This is a genomic window from Chryseobacterium gregarium DSM 19109, assembly GCF_000430845.1.
Taxonomy (GTDB): domain Bacteria; phylum Bacteroidota; class Bacteroidia; order Flavobacteriales; family Weeksellaceae; genus Chryseobacterium; species Chryseobacterium gregarium.
Window position 1 is genome coordinate 74,460 of record NZ_AUMU01000012.1, and the last position, 24,372, is coordinate 98,831.

Below are 24,372 nucleotides of genomic sequence, written 5' to 3' on the forward strand. Positions count from 1 at the left end.
AGTTAAAAATTAACATACAGTTAATATTAGTTAAATTTTATTTCCCCAATTTTGCAGAAAATTAAATCTAACTATTACTAACGATTATGAAATTAATCAACAAATCAATGCTAACTGCGATAATTACTTTATCCACAGCTAGTATTTATTACGCTCAACAAACTCAAGATACTGTAAATAACAGATCTAAAGACATTGAAGAGGTAATTCTAAGAGGTGTTACGGATATCGCTAAAGATAGGAAAACACCTGTTGCGGTATCTACAATCAAAGCTGCCATGATTCTTGAAAGACAAGGAAACCAGGAGCTTGTTGAATTACTAAACACAACACCTTCCGTATATGCTACAAAAGGTGGTGGTGGTTTTGGAGACTCTCAGATTGTTATGCGTGGGTTTGAATCTAGAAACATTGCAGTAATGGTGAATGGTATGCCCGTAAATGATATGGAGGGCGGTACTGTTTATTTTTCAAACTGGACTGGATTATCTGACGTAACAAGTTTTATGCAGGTACAGAGAGGGCTGGGTTCTTCTAAATTAGCTATCGCTTCTGTTGGAGGTACTATGAACTTCATAACAAAGTCAGCTGATATGAAAAGAGGTGGCATTGTAAGACTGGGAGTTGGTAATAACGACTATTTAAAAACATCTTTTGCTTATAATACAGGTAAATCAGATAAAGGATGGTCTTCTTCATTTTTAATGAGCAGACAATCCGGAGCAACTTACATCCAAAATACTGACTATGAATCTTATGCATATTATTTTGCATTAGGTTGGGAAGCAAATAAAAAACATAATTTCCAGTTTACAATTACCGGAGCTCCACAATGGCATGATCAAAGATCTTATGCGCCTGCTATTGCAGACTATATCAGATACAATCCTGATAATGATGGATCTCCTGATAGAACCTATAATTCAGACTGGGGATATTATACAAATGCTGAAGGAAGAAGAGTTGCTCTTTCTAACAGATCAAACTATTATAACAAACCTGTTATTATGCTTAACTGGGACTGGAATATCAATGATAAATCCAAGTTGAGCACCGTAGCATATATGTCTAATGGTAGAGGCGGCGGAACGGCTGATCTAGGTAGAGTAAACGGAAGGAATCTTTCAACATTAGTAAATAATGTACCTTACTTCAGAGATGCACAGGGACTTTACAACTATGATAAACTATTCGCTGAAAATGCTGCCGTAAATCCAAATACAGCAGGTGCCGGAGCTACATTGATTCGTAGAGCAAGTATTAATTCTCACAATTGGTACGGGATTCTAGCAAATTTCCAACATAAGATTAATGACAACTGGAACTTTTCAGTAGGTACAGATGACAGATATTACTATGGATACCACTATCAGGTCATTTCTGATTTATATGGAGCTTCAGGATATAAAGATAGCGCAAACAAAAACATTACTCCAAACGTAGTAACACAAACTTCTGATTATCAAAAACTTTCATGGAATCCTTTTGGAGGGAAACAAGTTCCTTTGAACGAACAAATTGGGTTCAGTAATGATGGTGAAGTAATCTGGTACAGTGGGTTCGGACAGATTGAATATACAAAAGATAACTTATCAGCTTTTGTACAGGGTTCAGTTTCAAACCAAGGATACCAAAGAATTGATAACTTCCTAGTTGACGGTACTACTATAAAAGGCCAAACTGTAAACACAAAAACAGGCTTCAAAAATATTTTTGGTTATAACATCAAGGGAGGTGCCAACTATAATATTAATGAAAACCACAATGTTTTTGCTAATATCGGTTATTACAGTAAACAGCCATTTATGAACACTGTATATCCAAGTAACTTAAACATCGTTAATCCTCAATTGACTAATGAGAAAATTTTCTCTGCTGAAGTTGGCTATGGATTCAGATCCTCAAATTTAACGGCGAATGTTAACGTTTACAGAACGCAGTGGAAAGATAGAGCTCTAAGAAGAACAATCCAGGTTGCTGATGTAACTGATGCTTACGCAGAAATGAATGGAATTACAGAAATCCATCAAGGAGTTGAGGTTGATGCGACTTACAAACTTAATAAATTCTTAGAGTTTACGGGTATGTTCTCTTGGGGGGATTATCATTATGAAGGGAATGCAATAGGTACAACTTTTGACGGGAACAATAATCCTTTAACTGTGGCGGGAGACTCTAATACAACAACTCTTTATCTTGATAAAGTAAAAGTAGGAGGAACAAGCAATAACAGTATTCCTCAAATGACTGCATCATTAGGATTTACAGTGAAACCAGTAAGTGATTTAAGTATCTATGCAGGATGGCGTTATGTTGGTAAGCTTTACTCTACTATTGATATTGCAACTTTTTCAAACATTGCAAACCAAGACAGAGGAGTAGTGCAGTTACCTGACTATAACCTAACTGATATTGGCATAACTTATAAAATAAAGTTAAAAAACAATGCTCAGTATTTCACTATTGGTGCTAACGTTTACAACTTATTTGATACTACTTACATCCAAGATGGTGCAACAAACATCTTTGGAGGTGATAAAATCACAACTACGGGTGATCCTGACAATGGTAAAACTTACGAACAGGCAGGTAGAATGTATAATGGTGTTGCAACCGGTAACCGTGTATTCTTCGGATTCGGAAGAACATGGGCAGCAAACTTATCATTCAACTTCTAATAAACAAAACATTAGATTTTATTACATACCCATCCCGGCTTTTCGCCGGGATTTTTGTTATATTTGTGGACTAGAAAAAAAGAAAATAGATTATGGATTTTTACAAAATTTTACTGAGTGCACATAAAGGAATCGGATATTTGGAAATTCTTTTGGTAACCTTATTCGTTATTGCCCTTTTAACAACCATGTTCGGTTTCAGCGGGAAAATAAATAAGTTCCTGAAAAAAATCACCCTTTTTACCATGATCTTTTTCCACGTTCAGTTTCTGGCCGGGATCGTTTTACTGCTGGTTTCGCCGGGTGTAAAAGCAGCCTTATCTTCCGGAACACTGATGAGTGATTCCTATTCAAGATTCCAGTATGTGGAACATCCTTTTTCTATGCTGATCGCCGCCATTCTGATGACGGTCGTTTACAAAAAAGTAAAAGTCAATCCTACCCTTTCTTTAGCGGTAGTAATTATGGGACTGATTGCAGTCGGTTTATTCGCATTTGCTTTCCCTTGGACCAGAGTCTTCGGGGCCTAAATATATTAACATAAACAAATTTTTAATTATCAATGAAAGTAGCTGTAGTAGGTTCAACAGGAATGGTTGGCCAGGTTATGCTTAAAATTCTGGAAGAAAGAAACTTCCCTGTCACAGAACTGATTCCGGTAGCCTCCGAAAAATCCGTAGGTAAAAAGGTGAAGTATAAACAGGAAGAATTTACAATCGTAAGCATGCAAGACGCTATAGCTGCCAAACCTGATATTGCCATCTTCTCGGCAGGAGGATCAACTTCACTTGAATTTGCTCCGCTTTTCGCGGAAGCAGGGACCACGGTAATCGACAATTCTTCAGCATGGAGAATGGATCCCGGCAAAAAACTGGTGGTTCCCGAAATCAATGCAGATGTTTTGACCAAAGAAGATAAAATCATTGCCAATCCGAACTGTTCTACCATCCAGTTGGTTATGGTATTGGGACCGCTGAATAAAAAATACGATCTCAAAAGAGTGGTTGTTTCTACGTACCAGTCCGTAACAGGAACTGGTAAGGCAGCAGTGGACCAGCTGAACTCAGAGATTGCCGGAGATGATTCCGTTTCGAAAGTGTATCCTTACCCAATCTTCAAAAATGCACTTCCGCACTGTGATGTTTTTGCCGATGATGATTATACAAAGGAAGAAATTAAATTAATGAAGGAACCTAAGAAGATCTTAGGAGACGATACATTCAACCTGACCGCAACGGCAGTAAGGGTTCCTGTTCAGGGAGGCCACTCGGAAAGTGTGAACATTGAGTTTGAAAATGAATTCGATCTTGATGAGGTAAGAAAAATCCTGTCTGAAACTCCGGGTGTAACGGTGATGGATAACGTAAAGAATAATGAATATCCGATGCCGCTGTATTCCGAAGGGAAAGATGATGTATTCGTCGGAAGGATCAGGCGGGACTTTTCCCAACCCAAGACCCTGAATCTCTGGATTGTGGCTGATAACCTGCGGAAAGGCGCTGCAACCAATGCCGTACAGATCGCAGAATACCTGGTAGCAAACAACTTAGTTTAAACTAACAAAAATAAAAAGAGTCTCCACAGTGAGATTCTTTTTTTTATCAAACCTTATGAATACGAAGGAAACTCATAAAAAAGATAAGATAGGCTTTCAGAAACTGATCGCTGTTTTTGGGGTAATTCTTTTTATCGGAAAGATTATTGCCTGGAAAATGACCAATTCCGATGCGGTATTTTCTGATGCTATGGAGAGTATCGTCAATGTTATCAGTGCCTTTATGGGACTGTACTCCCTGTACCTTGCTGCAAAACCTAAAGATAAAGACCATCCCTACGGCCACGGAAAAGTGGAATTTGTCACCTCCGGCATCGAGGGAGCCCTGATTGCCATTGCCGGCATCATGATCATCTATGAAGGCATCAACAGCCTTGTGGTCGGAAAAGTTTTGAATCAGCTGGATTGGGGGATTGCCATCATTGCCGCCACCGCCGTGATTAATTATTTTTTAGGGTATATCTCCGTTAAAAAAGGCGAACAGGAAAATTCGCTGGTATTAATTTCATCCGGAAAACACCTGCAGTCGGATACCGTTACGACGCTCGGGGTAGTGATCAGCTTAATTATCGTTTATTTTACGAAAATCTATTGGCTCGATTCTGTAGTAGCCCTGATCTTCGGGATCTACATCATATTTGTAGGCTACAAAATCGTCCGTAAATCCTTGAGCGGGATCATGGACGAGCAGGACCGCGATCTTTTAGACCAGATTATTAAAATCCTGGAAGAGAACAGACGGACCGAGTGGATTGACGTGCACAATATGAAAATCCAGCAGTTCGGCGCTTCCCTGCACATTGATGCCCATATTACCCTGCCCTGGTACTACAGCCTCCGCGACGCACACAATGAAATGGAAAAGATGATTGTTCTTCTGGCAAAAAATATCAGCAGAAGCGTAGAATTCAATTTCCATATGGACGACTGCAAGCCGATCTCATGCGCGATCTGCCGGATTTCAGACTGTACTGTCCGTGAAAAAGATTTTGTGAAAAAAGTTGTCTGGACACCGGAAAATGTCACGTATTGGGATAAGCATACGGCAGAATAAGACTTTACCTCAAGGCAAAAAGATATAATCCAAACCTGCCAGAGAACATCCAGGTTTTGTGAAAACAGCCGGAAAAATTATTCCCTTAGAAAGATAAAGACCTCAATAAAAATCATTATGGAAATACGAACACAATCTTCTGTGATTTTTGTCGGGCCATATGATTCGCTTGGTTCTGTAAATACCAAAACCGTTTTGAAATCCTTCAATAATGGCAAATAAACATTACCGCGTAAATTAGTATATTTGTTTCATCTATGAATGCTGAAAACGCCAAACAATTTTTTGAGAGCTATACCGGTACAGAAGTTTCTGAATGGATCACTTTGGCGCAAAGCGGCTCTGCAAGAGTTAATTTTCTGGCGAAATCCAATGGTGAAAGGTATATTGTCACCTGTAACGAAAATATTCGGGAGAATGAAAGCTTTTTATATTTCTCAGCACTTTTTTCAGATCTGAACCTCAACACCCCCGGAATAAAAGCAGTCTCGGATGACCGGGAAATGTATATCCAGGAATTTTTAGGAAGCCATACCCTATCGGAGGTTATTGCCAAAGAAGGATTATCAGACAACATAAAATCGTTAGTGAAGCAGACCTTAGAAAAATTACATCATCTGCAGGCTTCAACAAAAAACCAGATAGATTTCAGCAAAACTTTCGAATATGAAAGCTATGATGAACTTCCTGTAATGCATGATTTGTATTACTTCAAGAATTTCATAGCAGATGTTCTCGAACTGGAATATCATAAGGCTACTCTTTTGAAAGAATTTAAAGAAATCGTAAGCCTTATTGAAAGCCTGGAACCGAAAGGCATCATGATCCGTGATTTTCAGGCAAGAAATATTATGGTAAATGAAAAAAATGAAGTTTCATTTATCGATTATCAGTCGGCAATGGAAGGCCCTCTGATGTATGATGTGATTTCTTTTCTTTTTCAGGCTAAAGCCAACTTCCCTAAAAGTTTTAAAAATGAAATGCTGAATTTTTATATCAAACAGTTTGATCAGGAAGAGATTCAAAATCAACTAAAAAAATCGGTGAATCCGATTAAAATGATGAGATTCTTACAGGTGCTGGGCGCCTACGGCTTCAGAGGCCTGATTCAGAAGAAACATCATTTTTTAGACAGTCTTGAAAAAGGAATTGAAAACATAGCAGAGTTTGCCAAGACCTGGGAAAACATGAAAGATTATCCTGAGCTGACAAGAATCATCCAGCAATTAAATTCGGAGAAAACAAAATTGAAAATTAAAGTCATTTTGAACCCTTGAGATAATTTTAAGCTGTTAGAATATTAAAGATGATAACCAGAAATTATACGGGCATACTAAACGCACTAGTTTAAAAAATAAAGTTTTAAAATAATAAAAATGCTACACATCGATATACACAGTTTCTCATACAAAAAAGGAGGAATCCCCAAAGACAACACCGGAAACGGCGGCGGGTTTACCTTTGACTGCCGCGGAATATTAAACCCGGGAAGAGTGGAAGAATATAAGATCCAGACGGGAAATGACATTGGTGTTCAGGAATACCTGGAGACCAGAACAGATATGCCTAAATTTTTAGAGCTTATTAAAAGCCTGGTTTCTATTAACATCGATAACTATCTGGAAAGAGGTTTTGAAAACCTTCAGATCAATTTCGGATGCACAGGTGGCCAGCACAGATCCGTATATTCTGCGATTAAAATTACCCGCTTCATTGAGGAAAAATACGGTGACCAAGTAGAGATCAGCCTTCACCATGACGAGCAGCATCAGCTTAATCCATCAACAATAAGCGATAAATTATAAATGAAGGCTCTTATTTTTGCAGCAGGGAAAGGAACCCGGCTGAAACCTTTTACCGATCACCACCCGAAAGCACTGGCAACAGTGAATGGCATCCCGCTTCTGGAAAGGAATATCCGCTACCTGAAAAGTTTCGGGATTACGGATTTTGTGATCAACGTCCACCACTTCGGAAGCCAGATTGTAGAATTTTTAAAGCGCAACAATAATTTTGAATGCTGTATAGAGATTTCTAACGAGTCGGATGAGCTGCTGGAAACCGGCGGCGGCCTTGTTTTTGCCAGGCGTTTTCTGGATCACGGGGAAGATTTCCTGATCCTGAACGCCGATATTTTAACAGACCTCAATATTACAGACCTGGTTAATTATCATAAAAAGATAAAAGATTTCGCTACATTAGCCGTTTCGGACCGGGAAAGTTCAAGAAAGCTGCTTTTCAATGATGAGATGGTTTTAAGAGGATGGCTGAATGTTCAGACCGGCGAGCAGAGGCTGGCCGAATTTAACAAAGGTTTTAAACCTTTAGCATTCAGTGGCATTCATTGCATCAATCCTGTTATTTTTAATAAGATAAAAAGAACCGGCAAATTTTCAATAATGGAAGAGTATCTGGACCTGATGCAGACCGAACTTATCCACGGCTTTGTGCACAACAGCACCCTTATTGATGTAGGAAGACCCGAATCCATCATAAAAGCCGAGAAACACTTTAAATAATTTACCATGGAAATGGAAGGAACTAGAGACGAAAGTTTGGTAAATCCCGAACTTGAAAATAATGAAATCAGATTACACGACAGCCTGAGACAGAAAACCTGGGATGAAACCATTATGAAGGACAGCTGGATGGTTTTTAAGGTCATGGCCGAGTTTGTAGACGGCTATGAAAAGCTGGCTAAAATTGGTCCGTGTGTGTCTATTTTCGGTTCTGCAAGGCTGAAACCCGAAAGCAAATATTATGAAATGGCGGTGGAAATTGCGGAAAAGATTACGAGAATCGGCTTCGGAATTATTACAGGAGGCGGCCCGGGAATTATGGAAGCAGGAAATAAAGGCGCTTTCAATGCCCAGGGAAAATCCATCGGACTGAATATCGATCTTCCTTTTGAACAGCATTTCAACCCTTATATTAACAGATCCTATTCTATGAACTTCGATTATTTCTTTGTAAGGAAGGTAATGTTCATCAAATATTCTCAGGGATTTGTGGTAATGCCGGGCGGATTCGGAACGCTGGACGAACTGACGGAAGCTTTAACCTTAATTCAGACCAATAAGATCGGGAAGTTCCCGATTGTTCTGGTAGGCTCGGAATTCTGGGGCGGACTGCTGGACTGGTTCAAGACTACCCTGCTTAAAGAAAAGATGATTAATGCCGATGACCTTAATCTTTACCGTGTGGTGGATACAGCAGATGAAGCAGTAGCCCATATCAAGGCATTTTATGATAAGTATTCTGTTAACGTCAATTTTTAATGGCATGTTATTTGTCACTTTAATTAAACAATCATGATTGTAAATATATTATTCAAGATGAAAAAAATTTTATGTATTACAGGATTTTTAACACTCTTGGTGTTAATGAGTTTCACGTATGTAGACTTTTTCTCTTCAATGACCAAAGTGGATTATATTGACGGAAGCAAAACATTGAAGTTTACCACAAAAATGAATACCAGTCATATTTCCGATGCTATTAAAATCAATCCGAATACAGCCGGGTTTGAAGCAGAAGTAAAAAGATATGTAAACAATAATTTTGATGTGTATGTCAATGGTTCGCCGAAAACAATAACTTTCACCGGAAGTCAGGTAAGCGGAGAAACTGTATGGGTATATTTTGAAGCCGGGGGCGTTTCAGATATCAATACCTTAAAAATTAAAAATACGATCCTCCTGAGTACTTTTCCCAAGCAGAGTAATGTTGTTACCATTGCTTATAAAGGAAGTCAGAAAGTGATGAATTTCCAGAGGGGAAAGGAAACGAACGAAGTTTCTTTCTAAGAAGAATTTAACAAATGATACGAGCCACTGCTGATGCGGTGGTTTTTTTGTTGCTTAAACCTTTTATTATCGAATATAAACGGGCTGCCTTTTCTCAGACAACCCGTTTTACAGTGTTCAATATTATTAGTTACCGATTACCCTTACATTATCCAGCTCCCAGGTGGCTGCCGCTGATGTTGTAGAGGTATATTTGAAAGCGATGCGAACCTCTTTGTTAACAAAAGACGTTAAACTGATATCGCCTGAATAGGTCCATGTATTGAATGACGCATTGTTCGGATCCATTGTTGCTGATAATGCCGTCCATGCCGTTGTAGCAGGATTTCCTGTATAGCTATCCGTTACAAAAACTTCAAGGACATTTCCTGCATATCTTACGTCTGTTTCGAAAGATAACACGGCAGACGTAAATCCCTGCAATGAAATGGGTTTAGAAATCAGCCAGTCTTCATTCGCATTGTTCCCGCCGGCAAAACCGTTCATTACCACGCATGGTTTAGGATTACCAAACTGCTGAATATTCCAAACCTGGGTTCCCAGAACGCTCACCGTTTCCCAGCTGTCTGTAAGAGCACCATCAAAACCTTCGAAAAAGAATCTTTTTCCTTTGAAATCGACATCTTTGGTACCTCTTATCGACATCTGCCAATTGGCATTATAACGGCTCACGACGAAAGTAAGATCTCCTTTACCTTCAGGAATTGCAGCAGAACCGAAACTTGCAAAACCGGAGTTTCTGATGACAGTAGCATTTCCTGCCTGATCAACGATGCTCCTATCCGTATCCACTCCCGCTCCGTTTTCATAATTGATATATTTTTTTCCTAATTCCCCTGCTGCGAACTGTACGTTCGGTACTTTAACCAATACATTGATGTATTTTTCATCCATTGCTGATTTTAACGTTGCCAATTCCACCGGCTTCATAGCTGCGATATCCAATCCGTTACCGTTACAGACTCCGGAAACATATCTGCTGAACAAGGCTCCCGGAATCCTTCCGATCGGGTAAGTATCATCTACGGATCCTAATTTTACAGAACCCCTGTCCAGACCCACCCTTAATCCTTTGGCATTGATTCTGATGTGTGCCCCGACAGGGAAATCGGCATAGTTATTTGCTCTGTCAACTTCAATCTGTAATCCCACGGTAGGATTTTCCGGCTTATCCTGGAAAGAAATTGTTTTGTAGAAGTTTCCGTTTTCATCGGAAGAAATTACATATCCGTCGAAAATCTGATCGGTTGTAATTAATGTATATCCTGCTGCAGGCGCTAATGACTTAATAGCCGTCATCGTCGTATTCGGTTCAGCAAATTTGTTTTCGCACTTGATGGGTGGTGTTTCCCACTCGTCTTTTTGCACACAAGATGTAACAGCAAATACAGCTGCTGTTACCAAGCTTAAATATTTGTTTATATTATTCATCTTTATAGTTTTATTAAAGTAGTTAATGGGTATTGATCAGAATCTGACCTGTAGGTTTAAGAAATAGGATCTTCCCTGGGTATACCAGTATTTTGGTCCGAATAAAGTAAATTCTCTATCAGCATCCTGTACAAAATCCGGGAATTTTGCATTCCTGGTCTGTTCAAATCCGCCGGTAATATATTTTCTGTTGTTCAAAATATTGTTAACCGAGGCCGAAATCAGCACGTAATATGTACCGATCATCCAGGATTTGCCTGTATTCAAATTCAGAAAAAACGAAGATGGCAGTCTTGTCGGTTCTAAAACTCTTCTCAGTTCAGATTCTGAGAGGTTATAATACGGCGTACCGGAATTATTATTCTGAACAAAAGATTCGGTCCTGATTAAAGCGGAAGGATCAAGATAGTTATCATCGAAATAATTCCAGTTGGCTCCTGCCCACCAATATTTGGGACTGTTGTAACGGGCTCCTAAAGAGAATGCCTGCTGAGGAGTTCCTCCCTGACGGTAATTATTGATATATGCTTTTCCTAAATTTAAATACGGAAGACCATTTGACAAAGTTCCTGCCGCATCAGAAGCAAAATAGGTGGTCGGGTCATTTCTGTAGGTATATTGCCCTAAGCTTACCAGACCCTGAACTGATAGTGTCGGAACAACTTTCAAATCAGCCCCCAGCTCCACTCCCATATTTCTTTTTTTCACATCGGTCATCACCTGAGTCACGAAAGCACTCTGAACAATGGTCTGGTCTCCCTGGTCATCAGCATTATTCAGCTGAATGCCGTCCGCAAAGAATCTCTGAACGGTTGTTTCATTATCTGTGTCAACCCAATATCCTGTTAATCTTAATTTTAAGAAAGGTGTAGAAATTATATAACTCAGGTCATTAGCCCTTACCTTCATATTTTTCACATTGGGTGCTGTAGATCCGTTGACTCTCGGGTTAATGAATAAATCTTCCAAATAAGGCGCCTGGGAATAATAGGCTCCGTTATACACAAAGAAATTCCTGCCGTTAAGCCTGTAAACAGCCTGTCCTTTCATTCCGAAATTCCAGTAATTAAAATTTGCTCCTTTACCGTAAGAATCTTTGTACAGATAATGATTAAATAACCCTTCCCGGTTTGAAGAAGAATAAGAAGCCATGGCAGAAACAAATATATCAAATGCTCCAGTTCTGAATTTCAGTCCAGGGTTCGCTTTCACTTCCTGCCTTCTGAAAATATAATCATAGGTCATTTTATCCCCTACTCTCTTAGCGACGTTTTCCTCACCTTGATTAAAAAGTCCTGATTTACTCGGCTGGTTTGTCGCGGCAAACGGATCTCTGTTTAAGACAAAATCAGAACCCAAAAGATCATTAACTTCTCTGTATTGTTCCGTACGGTAATTCTGATAAGATATATTAAATAAGAATTTTGTTGTATCGTTGAAATTATGGATAAAATGCGCAGCAGCATTCCATATCTTATCGTCACTTACATCATTTACCAGATAATACAAAGCTCTTTTACCGGTCTGCCCATAATAGGTACCTGCAGTCTGTTGCTCATTTCTCCTGTATAGCCTGTCCCAATTTAATTGAGTAATATTCAGATCTCCTGATTTCCATGCTGCTAAAGATGTTTGATAGGCCTCCTGAATCGTTGTCATGGTTTCGTCAGGATTTTCTACAGAAGCATCCGGATTTACTGAATCGTAATAACTTGGCAGATTTCTGTAATAAGTCGGAGACGGGTTCTGAACATTCTGCCAATCTAACCGGGATCCTTTATCTTTCCCGAACTGATAGGAAACGGTAGTCCAGAGGCTGGAGTTTTTACTGATTTTCCAGAAATCCTGAACCTGAAAGATCGGCTGGAATCCTTTTCTCACCCTTTCACTTCTCTGTTCACCGCCCTGATATCCCCAATAAGAATTATAATGGACTCCTTTGTAACCGTAAACTTCCTGAGTACTTGGACTGGAGGTAGATCTCTTGTAAGGCGCACCGATAAAGTTGAATGTCACTGAATGTTTATCATTAAACTTTTTCTCAACGCCTAAATAAGCGCCGTAAGCATTATAAAAAGTGCCCTCCTGAATACCTTCTTCTGCCCATCTTCTCGCTCCCATTGCAGTAAATGCCCATCCTGAGCTGCTCATTCCTGAGCTATACCTTAAGGATGTTCTGTTTCGGTAATTTCTGTTTGTCAGGGACTGAGTGAATTGAAATCCTTTTTTGTATTCACTGGCTTTGGTATTTTTATAAATAACCGAACTGTTTCCGCCGAATGCATATTCCGATGGCGAATGGTTTGAAGAAATTTCAGGATACCTTGTGATTTCATTAAGCCCGCCCCAGTTTCCAAAATCAATTGTACCGTTATCAGATTTAATCATGGAAACACCATTTAACATGATTTCCCCAAACCTTCCGTCTATTCCTCTCGGCCGGAACCAATAGAATCCCAGATCAAATGCAGCAATCCTGCTGAAAACATCCTGAGATGACTGTAATAATCCAACCGTAGAAGCCTGTCCGCTACTACCGTCTTCGTCATCGCCGTCACTGTCAATAATTGCCAGCCCCTGATCCGCATTTGTAAGGGCAGAATAAAGGGTTATGATCCCTAAATCCTTTTTCTTCTCGTCGGCTACATCAAACTCCATTACTTTTGTTTCGTAATTCGGTTTGGTAATCACAATCTGATAATGTCCCGGCATCAGGTCTGCAAACTGGAAATATCCGATTTTGTCAGCCGTTACATCATTGCTTTTCCCTTTAAGATCTACTTCTGCCTTTTCAACAGGCTTTCCGTCAGCATCCTTAAGATAGGCATAAACTGTAGTCTGTGCAAAGTAATAGGATGCCGGGAGCAAAGTAAATAAAGAGACTAATGATAATTTTTTAATCATGATTATATTTATTTAAAATACTTTCTTGTTAATTCTCAACAGTTTAAATTCGGGGATACAAACTGAGTTAAGACTCACAATTCACAATCTATCTAACACTGGGTTCTCTTAATTTTACAAAGATTTAATAATGGCTACACTAATAAATCAACAAATGGTGTTTTAAATTTACAAATATTTAGAACATGATTAGTTAAAAAAAAGTAAATTTGAAAATCAAATATGATTAACAATAACTTTAGAGAATGAATAGATTTCTGGATTTATTTGCCATCCTTTTTTCAGTGATGTTATTCTCACAGCAACAAGGAAAATTGAGAAAAGTAGCTACCGTAGGTTTTTTAAATGTAGAAAACCTTTGGGATACCATCCGCTCAGCAGATTATATTGACGGTACTAAGGACATAAAGAATCCTGCCTTTCACAGAAGCATTCCTATGGACTCCATCAGGTTTTTAGAAGCCGAGAAATATGACGGACCTTGGAGCGACGGTGATTTAACAGGTAAGAAAGCGGTAAGATATCAAAGCGGATCGGCAGAATTCACTCCACGGAGCGCAAAAAACTACAATACGAAGATTTACAAAGCAAAACTGGCTAACGAAGCCAAAGTAATCTCTGAAATAGGAGCCCGTTACACTAAAACAGCACCGGTTATTGTAGGCTTGATAGAAGTTGAAAACAGACAGGTCATTGAAGACCTGGTTAAAGAACCCATTCTTAAAAAATACGATTATGGAATCATCCATTACAATTCTTATGACTACAGAGGAATTGATGTTGCTCTAATTTATCAGAAAAGAAGATTTACCCCTACCAATTCTTTAAAAAAAGAGCTTAAGATTTTCAATGACAACGGAAAAAGAGAATATACAAGAGACATCTTGGTGGTAACCGGTTTTCTGGATAATGAGAAAGTAGCCTTTTTTATGAACCACTGGCCTTCTAGAAGAGGCGGCGAAGCTATTTCTTTGCCCAAGAGAAATGCAGCGGCAGCATTGCTGAAACAACAGATGGACAGTATAAGAGCCGCAGATCCTGCAACAAAGCTGTTCGCAATGGGTGACTTTAATGACGACCCCGTCAGCTCAAGTTTAAAAAATTATTTAAAGGCCCGGGCAAATCCGAAAGATTTGAGTGAGAGTACTCCCTACCTCAACCTGATGTATCCTTTATATAAGAAAGGTGTGGCCTCACTCGCTTATCAGGATGCCCCGAACTTATTCGACCAGATTATTGTTTCCAAAAATCTGATTTCAGATCAGGTGACAAAAGAATACTCTGTTTACAAAGCGGAGATTTTTGCACCTGCTTATCTTGTCAATAAAGAAGGAAATTATAAAGGTTATCCCTTCAGATCATGGAACAGTGATCAGTTTACAGGAGGATACAGCGATCACTTCCCTGCATTTGTTGTCCTTCAGAAAGAACCATAAAATAACCGGGACACTCAAGATGAGTGCTTTTTTATGTAACTTTATGAATATGAAAAATATAATCCTGATACTAATGGTTTCTTTTATTCCTTTCAGCTGTGCAGCACAGGCTGAACCTAAAAATGACCGAGAGAAATCTGAGATGAAACCCTCTAAAAATGAAGACGGCGAGTGGGATCTTACCGTTATCGACACACAGTTTGATTATTTTCTCAATGCAGTTGCCAAACCGATGAGTCAGTATTCAGAAGCTTATCTGAAAAACAGAAATACATTATCGGTCACAGAATGGAATTCTTATAATTCTTCCGGAAGGTACAGGAACGTCATAGAATCATCCATAGATTATGATCCGAGAGAGAAGTACGGTCTGAAATTCGAATACAAACTGTATCAGGTTTTTGCCTATGTAAACTGGAAATACGGCTTAAGGATGAGCGGGCTTTCAGGAAGTGACACGACACGATATTAAAATAAAAAAGGTTCAGAGTATTCTGAACCTTTTCATTTTATAATAGTTTAAAAATTATTTGTTGAATAATTCCTCTACTTTATCCCAGTTCACCACATCGAAGAATGCAGCTACGTAGTCAGGTCTTCTGTTCTGGTAGTTTAAATAATAAGCGTGCTCCCAAACATCCAGACCTAAAACCGGAGTTCCTTTGGCATCAGCTACAGGCATTAACGGGTTATCTTGGTTTGGCGTAGATGTTACGGCAACAGAACCGTCGTTATTTTTTAACAGCCATGCCCATCCGGAACCAAATCTTGTTTTGGCAGCCTCAGAAAAATCAGTTTTGAACTTCTCAAGCCCTCCGTAATTTTCAAGCGCAGCTTTTACATTCCCTACAGGCTCTTTGCTTCCGCCCGGTGTCAGGATCTCCCAGAATAAAGAGTGGTTGAAATGGCCGCCTCCGTTATTTCTTACCGCCGGCTTATCCGTACCGGTCTGGCAGATTTCTTCAATGGTTTTTCCTTCCAGTTCTGTTCCCTCAATGGCTTTATTTAAATTATCGATGTAAGCCTGATGATGTTTTGTATGGTGAATTTCCATCGTTTTTGCATCTATCGTCGGCTCTAATGCATCATAAGCATATCCTAGTTTTGGTAGTTCGAATGACATAATTTTATTTTTAATGTTATTACTCAAATTTAGCCATATTTTGTGCGAAACTCAAAAAATGTGTATTATTTTAATAAATCTTTAACATAGAGCGATTAAGTAACTTAAAGAATTAAAGACGAATGACAGAAAACATCCATACCCCATTAATGTAAAGTCACATAGACTTACCATTATACGGATATTTAAAATCATCAAATTCCAATTCTTTCCAACAAAAAAGCACGGACTCATAAGTCCGCGCTTCTATATTAACAAAATTAAATTCGTTATCTATTCATAGACATCAGGAATTCTTCGTTATTCAAAGTTCCTTTGATGTTTTTATTGACAAATTCCATGGCTTCAATAGGATTCATTTCAGCGAGGTACTTTCTTAAAATCCACATTCTCTGGGAAGTCACCTCATCCAAGAGAAGATCATCCCTACGGGTGCTGGATGCAACCAAATCAATGGCAGGGTAAATTCTCCTGTTGGCAATTTTCCGGTCTAACTGGAGTTCCATGTTACCTGTTCCCTTGAATTCTTCAAAGATCACTTCGTCCATTTTAGAACCTGTATCAATAAGAGCCGTTGCAATAATCGTCAGAGATCCTCCTCCTTCAATTTTTCTTGCCGCCCCGAAAAATCTTTTCGGCTTATGAAGCGCATTGGCGTCAACCCCTCCGGAAAGCACTTTCCCGGATGCAGGTGTTACAGTATTATATGCTCTTGCCAGTCTCGTGATGGAATCCAGTAAAATAACCACATCATGACCGCATTCCACCATTCTCTGTGCTTTTGCCAGAACAAGGTTTGCCACTTTCACATGTTTGTCTGCAGCCTCATCAAATGTAGAGGCAATAACCTCTGCATTAACGCTCCTTTCCATATCGGTAACCTCTTCCGGACGTTCGTCAATAAGAAGCACCATCATATATACTTCAGGGTGGTTGGATGCAATAGAATTGGCAATATCCTTCAGCAGCATGGTCTTACCCGTTTTAGGCTGGGCAACGATCATGGCTCTTTGTCCTTTTCCTATCGGCGCTATTAAATCAACAATCCTGGTTGACATCGTAGCATTATTTCCCGTCAGGTTAAACTTTTCCTCAGGGAAAAGCGGTGTTAAATATTCAAAAGCAACACGATCTTTGATGAATGCCAGATCACGTCCGTTAACTTCCGTAGGCTTCAGTAAAGAAAAATATTTCTCTCCTTCTTTCGGGAGCCTTACGATTCCTCTTACCGTATCTCCGGTTTTTAAACTGTAATTCCTGATCTGCGCCGTAGAAACGTACACATCATCAGGTGAAGAGATATAACTGAAATCTGAAGAACGTAAAAATCCGTAATTATCCGGTAAAATTTCCAAAACCCCTTCGATACTGACCATTCCGTCGAAACTGAACTCTTTTCTCTGTTCCGGGTGCTGCTGTTGTTCATCACTTCTTTCAGAATGCTGTTGCTGCTTATTCTGATTTGGGTTCTGGTTCTGGTTTGGGTTTCTGTTCTGGTTTCCGTTGTTGTGCGGATTGTTGTGTTGCGCTCTTTGAGGCCTGGCCTGAGACTGGGGAGTATTCGGCTTTTCTTCTGCAGGAACAGATTGCTGGGATTCTGAATTTTTAGGAACTTCTGTTTTCTCTTGTGGAACTTCAGGGTTTTCTGTATTTGGAGGAGTAACCCTCTTCCTTTTTCTCTTGGCAGCAGCGGCTGAATCTTCCGTAGCGGCAGCCGGTTCGGCTTTTGTTTCCTCTGCTTTAGGTGCTTCCGCGATCGGTTCTTTTACCTCCTCTGCTTTTTCTCCAACCTCTGGTTTCTGCTCTGCCGGAGCCTTTGTTTCTGTTTTCGGCTTGGTTACCGTTTTCTTGGGAGCCGCTTTTTTAGCAGGTGCTCTTACAGGTTTTTCTGCCGGGGTTTCCTCAGTAGTGATACTGGTTTCAGTTGCGCTGAAATAATCTTTGGCAACCTTAGGATTTGAAGCCTGAAAGTCAAGAACGGCAAAGATTTTATCATTCTCATTGCTGTTTCTTGCAACTTTAACGCCCAAATCCTTTAAGATTTTAGTCAGTTCCGTTACGGATTTTGACCTTAACGTTTCAATGTTAAACATATTTATGTAAAAAATGTAATTAATTGTGAGTAAGAAAAGTAAGTCCGGTGACTTTTATTTTCAAGTACATTGTATAATGCAAATCTACACTTATTTTTGAATTGTGCAAAATTTATGCTACTTTTGCCTAGATTAAAATATTCAATGTTACAAAGAATACAGACCATATGGACTTTTTTAGCAGTTTTGGCTGCGGTATTCCTGTTTGTTACGGCACAGGATGTGATTATTTCCGATCAGTTTCCAGTGATCAATATTGCCTGTGTAGCCCTTGTTTTAATTGGATTACTGAGTGTGTTCAGTTATAAGAACAGAAAAAGACAAATTTTGCTGAATACCATCAGCATCATTATAAACGCTTTGTTGATTGGTGTATTGGCGTACTGGTTACTTAACTTATCCGGAGGAATTCAGTTTCCTGAGAAGGGTATTGAGCCGGTTTTCCCATTGATTGCGGTGATCTGTTTGTGTATTGCAAACGTATACATCAAAAGAGATGAGAGGCTCGTAAAATCGGTAGACCGACTCCGATAGCCTGACAACGATTTTTTGAGTAAGGACAGCTTCTTTTCAGGAGCTGTTTTTTTATTTAATCCTGTGCAGATTCCGGATTTGCCCAATGGTTTGCCTTCCATTTAGGTCAACAATTCACGCACATCTTCAAAAGATGGAGGAGAAAAAATTATTTTATATTATTTCGTGCAACATTTCCGGTAAACATGCGACAGATTGTTTATAAATTTATTTACATGAAAAAACTTACCTACCTTACTTTTTCACTCTTCTCCGTATTCGCTTTTTCACAGCAGGTTACTGAAGAGAGAATCAGGACCGTACTTTCAACATTGGCTTCCGATGAAATGAAGGGCCGTGAAATCGGGACGCCGGAAAATGACAATGCCGCCCAGTATATTGCCAGGCTTTTTAAAGAAAACAATTTAGACTACTGCACCGGAAATTCTTACCTGGTTCCTTTTCAGTATAAGGGGAAAACGGTTTACAATGTATGTGGTGTCAAAAAAGGAACAACAGATCAATATCTCGGTTTTTCAGGACATTTTGATCACATTGGAACAAGCAAGAAAAGCGGGGACAACATCTACAACGGTGCCGATGATGATGCCAGCGGGATTACCACCCTTGTAGGAATCGCCGATTACTTTAAGAGTAAAAAACCTGAATTCTCCATGGTTTTTATGGCCTTCAACGGTGAAGAAAAAGGCATGCTGGGATCAAAAGCCATTTCTAAAGATCAGAATCTGGATAACATCTATCATAACCTCGCTGCTCTTTTTAATTTTGAAATGGTAGCCACAGAATCGGCTTTCGGGAAGAATGCTTTGTTTATGACCGGTGATGAATTTTCAGACCTGGATGAATTGTTCAACCAGAATGCCACCAATGGCCTGAAGATCAACCCTGACCCTTACGCTGCCCAACAGCTATTCTACCGGTCAGATAATGTAAGCTTTGTTAAAAAGAAGATTATTGCCCACTCCCTTTCAACAGTCGACATGACGAAAGCAGCCCACTACCACAATGAAAGCGATGATGTAAATATTGTTGATTTTGCCAACATGATGCAGATCATTAATAATTTCGGAAAAACGCTGGAGAAATTAACTCCTGAGAATTTCACCCCGAAGTACAACGATAAAGTAAAACTGGATTAGAAACGTCCGATCTATTAATTTTCCTTACTTTTGTTTGATTAATCTAAAATTTAATGAGTTATTATAAACGAGCGATAGAAAATATACTTCCGTATAAGAAATCTATTGCAGCCGGTATTTTCTTTAATGTTCTTTATGCTTTATTCAATATCGTTGCCATGCTTTTTTTCATGCCTGTTTTGAATATCCTTTTTGATAAAGAGACTAAAAAAATTGATTCCCCGCCTATTTATGAAGGGGTTTCCAATGCCGGCACATTTCTTAAAGACAGCTTCAATTATAACATTCAGCAACTGCAAATTGAAAAGGGACCAGAATATATCCTATTGATTACCTGCATTTTGTTCATATCAATGTTCTTTCTGAGAAACATTTTCAGCTATTTATCAGAATTTTATCTTACGTTTTCAAGGACCGGTGTTTCAAGGGATTTCAGGATCAGGCTGCATGACAAGATTTTAGAGCTGCCGGTATCATTTTTCACCAACTCCAGAAAGGGAGATGTGTTTGCGAGAATAACGTCTGATGTCAGTGAAGTGGAATCTAATATTTTAAACAGTTTAATTGATATCATCCGTTCCCCTATCGTTATTATTATTACGATGGGATATCTTTTGTATTCCAATTTTCAGCTTACGATTTTTACTCTGATTGTATTCCCTATCATGGGTACATTAATTTCAATTATCGGGAAAAGCCTGAAGAAAGATACGGGTGAAGCTCAGAATGAACTCGGAAAAATGTATTCTTTTGTGGATGAAACCCTGGTGGGATTGAAAATCATCAAGATTTTTGATGCTTCTCCCCAAATCAAGAAAAGATTCGATGATGTTCTTAACAGAATAAGATATCTTTCCTTACGCTTGTTTAAGAAAAAGGCCCTTGCCTCTCCTGTAAGTGAGCTCCTGGGAGCCATTACCATAGGTATGATTGTGTATTTCGGCGGCCGGCTTGCAATTCAGGGGAAAGGATTATCCGGAAGTGAATTTATAACATATATTGCTTTATTCTATACCATATTACAGCCTCTAAAAGCTTTATCTTCCGCTATATCGAATCTTCAGAAGGGAGAAGTTTCGGCCAAAAGGATTTTTGAAATCCTTGATGCAGATTATCATATTAAAGAACTGAAACATGCGAAAGAAATAAAAGGATTTGAGAAAAATGTTGAATTTAAAAATATTACTTTCGGGTATGAGGAGAGAGATATTCTTAAAAATTTCTCACTGTCAATCCCCAAGGGCAAAACCATTGCTCTGGTAGGCCAGAGCGGCAGCGGAAAAAGCACAATAACCAATCTCATTACCCGTTTTTACGATGTCAATAACGGGGAAATTCTGGTGGATGGTGAAAATATAAAAAATATAAAACTTTCGAACTACAGAAAGTTATTCGGACTGGTAACACAGGACAATATATTGTTTAACGATTCCATCAGAAACAACATATCATTGGGCAAGCCCAATGCATCACTAGACGACATTCAAGCTGCTGCTAAAGTAGCAAATGCTCATGACTTTATTATGGACCTCCCGGACCAGTATGATACCAATATCGGAGATGCAGGCGGAAAGCTCTCCGGCGGTCAGAAGCAGAGGATTTCCATTGCGAGAGCGGTACTGAAAAACCCGCCTATCATGATCCTTGATGAAGCCACTTCAGCCTTGGATACGGAATCAGAGAGATTCGTTCAGGATGCGCTGGAAAAAATGATGGAGAACAGGACTTCCTTGGTTATTGCCCACAGGCTGTCCACCATCCAGAAAGCCGACTGGATCGTGGTCATGGAGAAAGGAAATATTGTAGAGCAGGGAACCCACCATGAACTGATTGCCAAAAGAGGCATGTACCATAAACTGGTAGAACTGCAGAATTTCGATTAGTATAAAGCCTTGCCGAGATATGATAAAAAAAGAGAAAGCCCGAATAAGCTTTCTCTTTTTTTACAGGTTTGTTGCAAAAAATTATTTTTTTATCATCTTATTCGTAAACTGGATCCACCTTCCAGTTGAATATTCAGCAGATAGGTTCCTACAGGGTAAGAGGTAAGATCAATTTTTGAATGATCCGTTTCAGACAGTTTTCTTCCTTCCATTGATAAAACGGTAACACCGCTTACTTTCTTTCCTCCTTTAATCATTACATAATCAGAGGTGGGGCTGGGATAAACCGAAACGTCCACTACAGATATATCTTTGACAGATAAGGTCTGGTTCAAGCTCTGCATATATAGGGAGAGTACAATCTCACCACTCTGTCTGTAAAACACCGCTGTAAGCACTTCATATTTAAACGTATGACTTCCGGTAGACAATGACAATATCACTTAAAACAAAAGAACAGCGTCCGCTGTTCTTCTATATTATTTGAGTTATCTGATCTTATTCCTTCATTTTGGCAATTACATCCAGACCGCCTTTTGTTATATCACCGATTTTGCAGACAATCTCCGTATCCAAAGGCAGGAAAACATCCATTCTTGAACCAAATTTAATGAAACCAAATTCATGTCCGGCTTTGGCTTCATCCCCTTCGTTACAATAAAAAACAATTCTTCTGGCCACGTAACCTGCAATCTGCCTGAAGACCACTTTATGATGGGTTAAGCTTTCTACGGCAATGGTTGTCCTTTCATTATCTGTAGATGATTTCTCATGCCAGGCTACCAGGTACTTTCCCGGATGGTATTTTTTATAAATGACTTCCCCCGAAACCGGATATCTGCAGATATGGACATTTAAAGGAGACATAAAAATAGAAACCTGAATCACTTTTTCTTTAAGGAATTCATTTTCTTCAACTTCTTTAATCATCACTACCTTTCCGTCAACCGGAGCAATAACATTCTCTTTGTGCTCAAGAATATCACGGTTGGGAACCCGGAAAAACCAGAATACCAAACTGTAAATTACCAATAACGGCAGAATGATCGTCAATGACCACATTTCAAGAAAATAAATGGCCAGTGCTCCCACAATAATAAATAAAATGGTGGCAACAGCAATCGTTCCTTTTGATTCTCTGTGTAATTTCATGAGATTATATAAATTTTTCTAAAATAAAATACAAATATACGACAGGCACGCAGATTAAAAAACTATCCAGGCGGTCTAAAACACCTCCATGGCCCGGAAGAATGTTTCCACTATCCTTTACCCCGAAATTTCTTTTCAACTGGCTTTCCACCAGATCTCCTGCAGGAGCGAATGCAGCCACCAGAAATCCTACGACCATCCAGTTTCCGCGCAGTTCAGGCTGATACTGTTCAATGAAATAAGATAATACAAGAGTTAGGATAACACCACCGATATAACCTTCCCAGGTTTTTTTAGGCGATATTTTGGGAGCCATTTTATGCTTTCCAAAAAACTTACCGGTGAGGTATGCAAAAGTATCACTGCTCCAGATCAGAATAAACAGGAACAGCACCTCCAAGGAAAACCGGTCATCAAAACTCGAAAATTTAGGAAGACCCAGCGCAAAACTGAACGGAAGCGCTACATAAATAACAGTAAAAATAAGTTTCCCACTGTCATAATAAAGCTCATTGGGATATTTAAAAAGCGTAACAACCGCAATAACGATTAAAAGCATAGCAAGAATTTCACTGATCCTGAAATCAAAGAAAAAATCAAAATGAAAATACCTTTTGGAAAAAACGTAAAAGATAAAAATGATTAAAGGCAAAACGACCCATTTTTCATAGCCATCCCCGAATTTCATCATCTTAACACATTCCCAGGAACCGACACCCAACAAAAGAGTAATCAAACCATAGTATAAATATTCCTGTTTTACAAGACCCGGAGCAATCCCGTTGATCAGCTGAGCTCCGAGCGGAGTCGTGCAGAGAATAATGATGGCGACATACACAATTCCGGAAAGGGTTCTTTGAATAAGATTTTTGTCCAAGATATTAAATTTAAAGTTGATGCCTAATCTTCAAGCAGCAATAAAAAAAGTTTCGGATTGGTTGTGGAAGAGGTATCCATTTTAGACTGCCCTCCGCTGATAGACGTAAGGTTTTTGATATTCCCGTTCCGCTTTATCTTTCCCATGGCATCATTGAGATTGCTGACAATTTGTGAAACATTAGCCATGATGATAATTTTATTCGGCAGCCTTGAAGAATGGTAATGAAGAATATTGTTATGCGAAAGCATGATCCTTCCGTCATAGGCAATAAGGTATTCACAGGTAATAAAACTGGCATCATTGGTACTCTGTAGCTCGGAAGAATACGGTGTTTTTACCACATTCAGAAAGTTCTGAAGATCTTTGTCCCAACAGAAGAGATTACCGATCCCTTCTATCTTGATGATCTGGTTTAAAGTCTGCAGTGCCTCAGCCTCATCCGCGCAGTAATTAAAAAAGCCTCCTGAATGCGTAAACAACTGCGCAAACTTATAGTCAAGATCCGCATTTTTCAGTGAATCTCCTAGTTTTTCCAGACTTTGTTTTTCTTCTTCTTCAGACTGGCTGGTAAGTTTGCTTACAATTCTTTTGAATAAATTCAACTTAATTTATTTTTAATCATCTTTATACAAAAATATAAAAATTAATCAAATAGGAATCTATAAACATACTTATAAATACGAAAAAACCTGACAATTTAGAAC

General features: G+C 39.0%; 22 protein-coding genes. 14 read left to right on the plus strand and 8 right to left on the minus strand.

What is annotated here, in order from left to right:
• The first annotated feature begins 86 nt into the window (after positions 1 to 86).
• The 9 genes from H561_RS0114250 (at position 87) to H561_RS0114290 (ending at position 9,093) form a co-directional block, all read left to right on the plus strand.
• Positions 87 to 2,678 carry a TonB-dependent receptor gene (locus tag H561_RS0114250; RefSeq protein ID WP_027387626.1) on the plus strand — a complete coding sequence of 864 codons (2,592 nt, stop codon included), beginning with the start codon at positions 87 to 89 and terminating at the stop codon, positions 2,676 to 2,678.
• A 92-nt stretch (positions 2,679 to 2,770) separates the two neighbouring features.
• A complete protein-coding gene (locus tag H561_RS0114255; protein ID WP_027387627.1) occupies positions 2,771 to 3,208 on the plus strand; it encodes a hypothetical protein in 438 nt (145 codons plus the stop codon).
• A 32-nt stretch (positions 3,209 to 3,240) separates the two neighbouring features.
• Positions 3,241 to 4,233 (plus strand): aspartate-semialdehyde dehydrogenase, encoded by a 993-nt coding sequence (locus tag H561_RS0114260; protein WP_027387628.1) that lies wholly within the window; start codon positions 3,241 to 3,243, stop codon positions 4,231 to 4,233.
• 55 nt (positions 4,234 to 4,288) lie between these two features.
• Entirely contained in the window at positions 4,289 to 5,287 is a 999-nt protein-coding gene (locus tag H561_RS0114265; RefSeq protein ID WP_027387629.1) for a cation diffusion facilitator family transporter, read from the plus strand.
• 257 nt (positions 5,288 to 5,544) lie between these two features.
• The gene (locus tag H561_RS0114270; RefSeq protein ID WP_027387630.1) at positions 5,545 to 6,564 is read left to right on the plus strand and encodes an aminoglycoside phosphotransferase family protein; all 1,020 of its coding nucleotides are present in this window, start codon (positions 5,545 to 5,547) and stop codon (positions 6,562 to 6,564) included.
• Positions 6,565 to 6,663: 99 nt separating this feature from the next.
• Complete coding sequence (locus H561_RS0114275; protein ID WP_027387631.1) at positions 6,664 to 7,092, plus strand: RapZ C-terminal domain-containing protein; 429 nt, start codon at positions 6,664 to 6,666, stop codon at positions 7,090 to 7,092.
• Positions 7,093 to 7,806, plus strand: a complete 714-nt coding sequence (locus H561_RS0114280) for a nucleotidyltransferase family protein (protein ID WP_027387632.1) — start codon at positions 7,093 to 7,095, stop codon at positions 7,804 to 7,806.
• Positions 7,807 to 7,818: 12 nt separating this feature from the next.
• Positions 7,819 to 8,565, plus strand: coding sequence for an LOG family protein (locus H561_RS0114285; protein ID WP_155845800.1), 747 nt, complete (start codon positions 7,819 to 7,821; stop codon positions 8,563 to 8,565).
• 57 nt (positions 8,566 to 8,622) lie between these two features.
• On the plus strand, positions 8,623 to 9,093 hold the full coding sequence (locus H561_RS0114290) for a DUF6702 family protein (protein WP_027387634.1): 471 nt from the start codon (positions 8,623 to 8,625) through the stop codon (positions 9,091 to 9,093).
• Positions 9,094 to 9,219: 126 nt separating this feature from the next.
• Here H561_RS0114290 and H561_RS0114295 read toward each other — a convergent pair whose 3' ends face one another.
• The gene (locus H561_RS0114295) at positions 9,220 to 10,524 is read right to left on the minus strand and encodes a DUF5689 domain-containing protein (protein WP_051349396.1); all 1,305 of its coding nucleotides are present in this window, start codon (positions 10,522 to 10,524) and stop codon (positions 9,220 to 9,222) included.
• A gap of 36 nt (positions 10,525 to 10,560) precedes the next feature.
• Entirely contained in the window at positions 10,561 to 13,428 is a 2,868-nt protein-coding gene (locus H561_RS0114300) for a carboxypeptidase-like regulatory domain-containing protein (protein WP_027387636.1), read from the minus strand.
• A gap of 245 nt (positions 13,429 to 13,673) precedes the next feature.
• On the opposite strand from H561_RS0114300, the gene H561_RS0114305 reads away from it, so the two are divergent.
• Both H561_RS0114305 and H561_RS0114310 read left to right on the plus strand, forming a co-directional pair.
• Entirely contained in the window at positions 13,674 to 14,864 is a 1,191-nt protein-coding gene (locus H561_RS0114305) for an endonuclease/exonuclease/phosphatase family protein (protein WP_027387637.1), read from the plus strand.
• A 49-nt stretch (positions 14,865 to 14,913) separates the two neighbouring features.
• Positions 14,914 to 15,336: a DUF6146 family protein gene (locus H561_RS0114310; RefSeq protein ID WP_027387638.1), complete on the plus strand. Its 423-nt coding sequence runs from the start codon at positions 14,914 to 14,916 to the stop codon at positions 15,334 to 15,336.
• A 54-nt stretch (positions 15,337 to 15,390) separates the two neighbouring features.
• Here H561_RS0114310 and H561_RS0114315 read toward each other — a convergent pair whose 3' ends face one another.
• Together H561_RS0114315 and rho are read right to left on the minus strand one after the other, a co-directional pair.
• On the minus strand, positions 15,391 to 15,987 hold the full coding sequence (locus H561_RS0114315) for a superoxide dismutase (protein WP_027387639.1): 597 nt from the start codon (positions 15,985 to 15,987) through the stop codon (positions 15,391 to 15,393).
• A 269-nt stretch (positions 15,988 to 16,256) separates the two neighbouring features.
• Positions 16,257 to 18,080 (minus strand): transcription termination factor Rho, encoded by a 1,824-nt coding sequence (gene rho / locus H561_RS0114320; RefSeq protein WP_027387640.1) that lies wholly within the window; start codon positions 18,078 to 18,080, stop codon positions 16,257 to 16,259.
• Positions 18,081 to 18,224: 144 nt separating this feature from the next.
• Between rho and H561_RS0114325 the strand changes: the two genes are divergently transcribed.
• From H561_RS0114325 to H561_RS0114335, 3 genes are all read left to right on the plus strand, one after another.
• Entirely contained in the window at positions 18,225 to 18,614 is a 390-nt protein-coding gene (locus H561_RS0114325; RefSeq protein ID WP_027387641.1) for a DUF4293 domain-containing protein, read from the plus strand.
• 215 nt (positions 18,615 to 18,829) lie between these two features.
• Positions 18,830 to 19,753 carry a M28 family peptidase gene (locus H561_RS0114330; protein ID WP_027387642.1) on the plus strand — a complete coding sequence of 308 codons (924 nt, stop codon included), beginning with the start codon at positions 18,830 to 18,832 and terminating at the stop codon, positions 19,751 to 19,753.
• 53 nt (positions 19,754 to 19,806) lie between these two features.
• Positions 19,807 to 21,636, plus strand: coding sequence for an ABC transporter ATP-binding protein (locus H561_RS0114335; protein WP_027387643.1), 1,830 nt, complete (start codon positions 19,807 to 19,809; stop codon positions 21,634 to 21,636).
• A gap of 92 nt (positions 21,637 to 21,728) precedes the next feature.
• Here the strand turns inward: H561_RS0114335 and H561_RS0114340 are convergent, their stop codons facing one another.
• The 4 genes from H561_RS0114340 to H561_RS0114355 all read right to left on the minus strand — a co-directional run bounded on the left by H561_RS0114340 (position 21,729) and on the right by H561_RS0114355 (position 24,270).
• Positions 21,729 to 22,067, minus strand: a complete 339-nt coding sequence (locus H561_RS0114340) for a T9SS type A sorting domain-containing protein (protein ID WP_155845798.1) — start codon at positions 22,065 to 22,067, stop codon at positions 21,729 to 21,731.
• A gap of 67 nt (positions 22,068 to 22,134) precedes the next feature.
• Positions 22,135 to 22,788 carry a phosphatidylserine decarboxylase family protein gene (locus tag H561_RS0114345; protein ID WP_027387645.1) on the minus strand — a complete coding sequence of 218 codons (654 nt, stop codon included), beginning with the start codon at positions 22,786 to 22,788 and terminating at the stop codon, positions 22,135 to 22,137.
• 4 nt (positions 22,789 to 22,792) lie between these two features.
• Positions 22,793 to 23,665, minus strand: a complete 873-nt coding sequence (locus tag H561_RS0114350; RefSeq protein ID WP_027387646.1) for a phosphatidate cytidylyltransferase — start codon at positions 23,663 to 23,665, stop codon at positions 22,793 to 22,795.
• A gap of 23 nt (positions 23,666 to 23,688) precedes the next feature.
• Positions 23,689 to 24,270 carry an LUD domain-containing protein gene (locus tag H561_RS0114355; protein WP_027387647.1) on the minus strand — a complete coding sequence of 194 codons (582 nt, stop codon included), beginning with the start codon at positions 24,268 to 24,270 and terminating at the stop codon, positions 23,689 to 23,691.
• Between the last annotated feature and the right edge of the window lie 102 nt (positions 24,271 to 24,372).

Coding starts and splice junctions, on each gene's coding strand:
- H561_RS0114250 (WP_027387626.1), top strand. CDS start 87: ATGAAATTAATCAACAAATCAATGCTAACTGCGATAATTACTTTATCC.
- H561_RS0114255 (WP_027387627.1), top strand. CDS start 2,771: ATGGATTTTTACAAAATTTTACTGAGTGCACATAAAGGAATCGGATAT.
- H561_RS0114260 (WP_027387628.1), top strand. CDS start 3,241: ATGAAAGTAGCTGTAGTAGGTTCAACAGGAATGGTTGGCCAGGTTATG.
- H561_RS0114265 (WP_027387629.1), top strand. CDS start 4,289: ATGAATACGAAGGAAACTCATAAAAAAGATAAGATAGGCTTTCAGAAA.
- H561_RS0114270 (WP_027387630.1), top strand. CDS start 5,545: ATGAATGCTGAAAACGCCAAACAATTTTTTGAGAGCTATACCGGTACA.
- H561_RS0114275 (WP_027387631.1), top strand. CDS start 6,664: ATGCTACACATCGATATACACAGTTTCTCATACAAAAAAGGAGGAATC.
- H561_RS0114280 (WP_027387632.1), top strand. CDS start 7,093: ATGAAGGCTCTTATTTTTGCAGCAGGGAAAGGAACCCGGCTGAAACCT.
- H561_RS0114285 (WP_155845800.1), top strand. CDS start 7,819: ATGGAAGGAACTAGAGACGAAAGTTTGGTAAATCCCGAACTTGAAAAT.
- H561_RS0114290 (WP_027387634.1), top strand. CDS start 8,623: ATGAAAAAAATTTTATGTATTACAGGATTTTTAACACTCTTGGTGTTA.
- H561_RS0114295 (WP_051349396.1), bottom strand. CDS start 10,524: ATGAATAATATAAACAAATATTTAAGCTTGGTAACAGCAGCTGTATTT.
- H561_RS0114300 (WP_027387636.1), bottom strand. CDS start 13,428: ATGATTAAAAAATTATCATTAGTCTCTTTATTTACTTTGCTCCCGGCA.
- H561_RS0114305 (WP_027387637.1), top strand. CDS start 13,674: ATGAATAGATTTCTGGATTTATTTGCCATCCTTTTTTCAGTGATGTTA.
- H561_RS0114310 (WP_027387638.1), top strand. CDS start 14,914: ATGAAAAATATAATCCTGATACTAATGGTTTCTTTTATTCCTTTCAGC.
- H561_RS0114315 (WP_027387639.1), bottom strand. CDS start 15,987: ATGTCATTCGAACTACCAAAACTAGGATATGCTTATGATGCATTAGAG.
- rho (WP_027387640.1), bottom strand. CDS start 18,080: ATGTTTAACATTGAAACGTTAAGGTCAAAATCCGTAACGGAACTGACT.
- H561_RS0114325 (WP_027387641.1), top strand. CDS start 18,225: ATGTTACAAAGAATACAGACCATATGGACTTTTTTAGCAGTTTTGGCT.
- H561_RS0114330 (WP_027387642.1), top strand. CDS start 18,830: ATGAAAAAACTTACCTACCTTACTTTTTCACTCTTCTCCGTATTCGCT.
- H561_RS0114335 (WP_027387643.1), top strand. CDS start 19,807: ATGAGTTATTATAAACGAGCGATAGAAAATATACTTCCGTATAAGAAA.
- H561_RS0114345 (WP_027387645.1), bottom strand. CDS start 22,788: ATGAAATTACACAGAGAATCAAAAGGAACGATTGCTGTTGCCACCATT.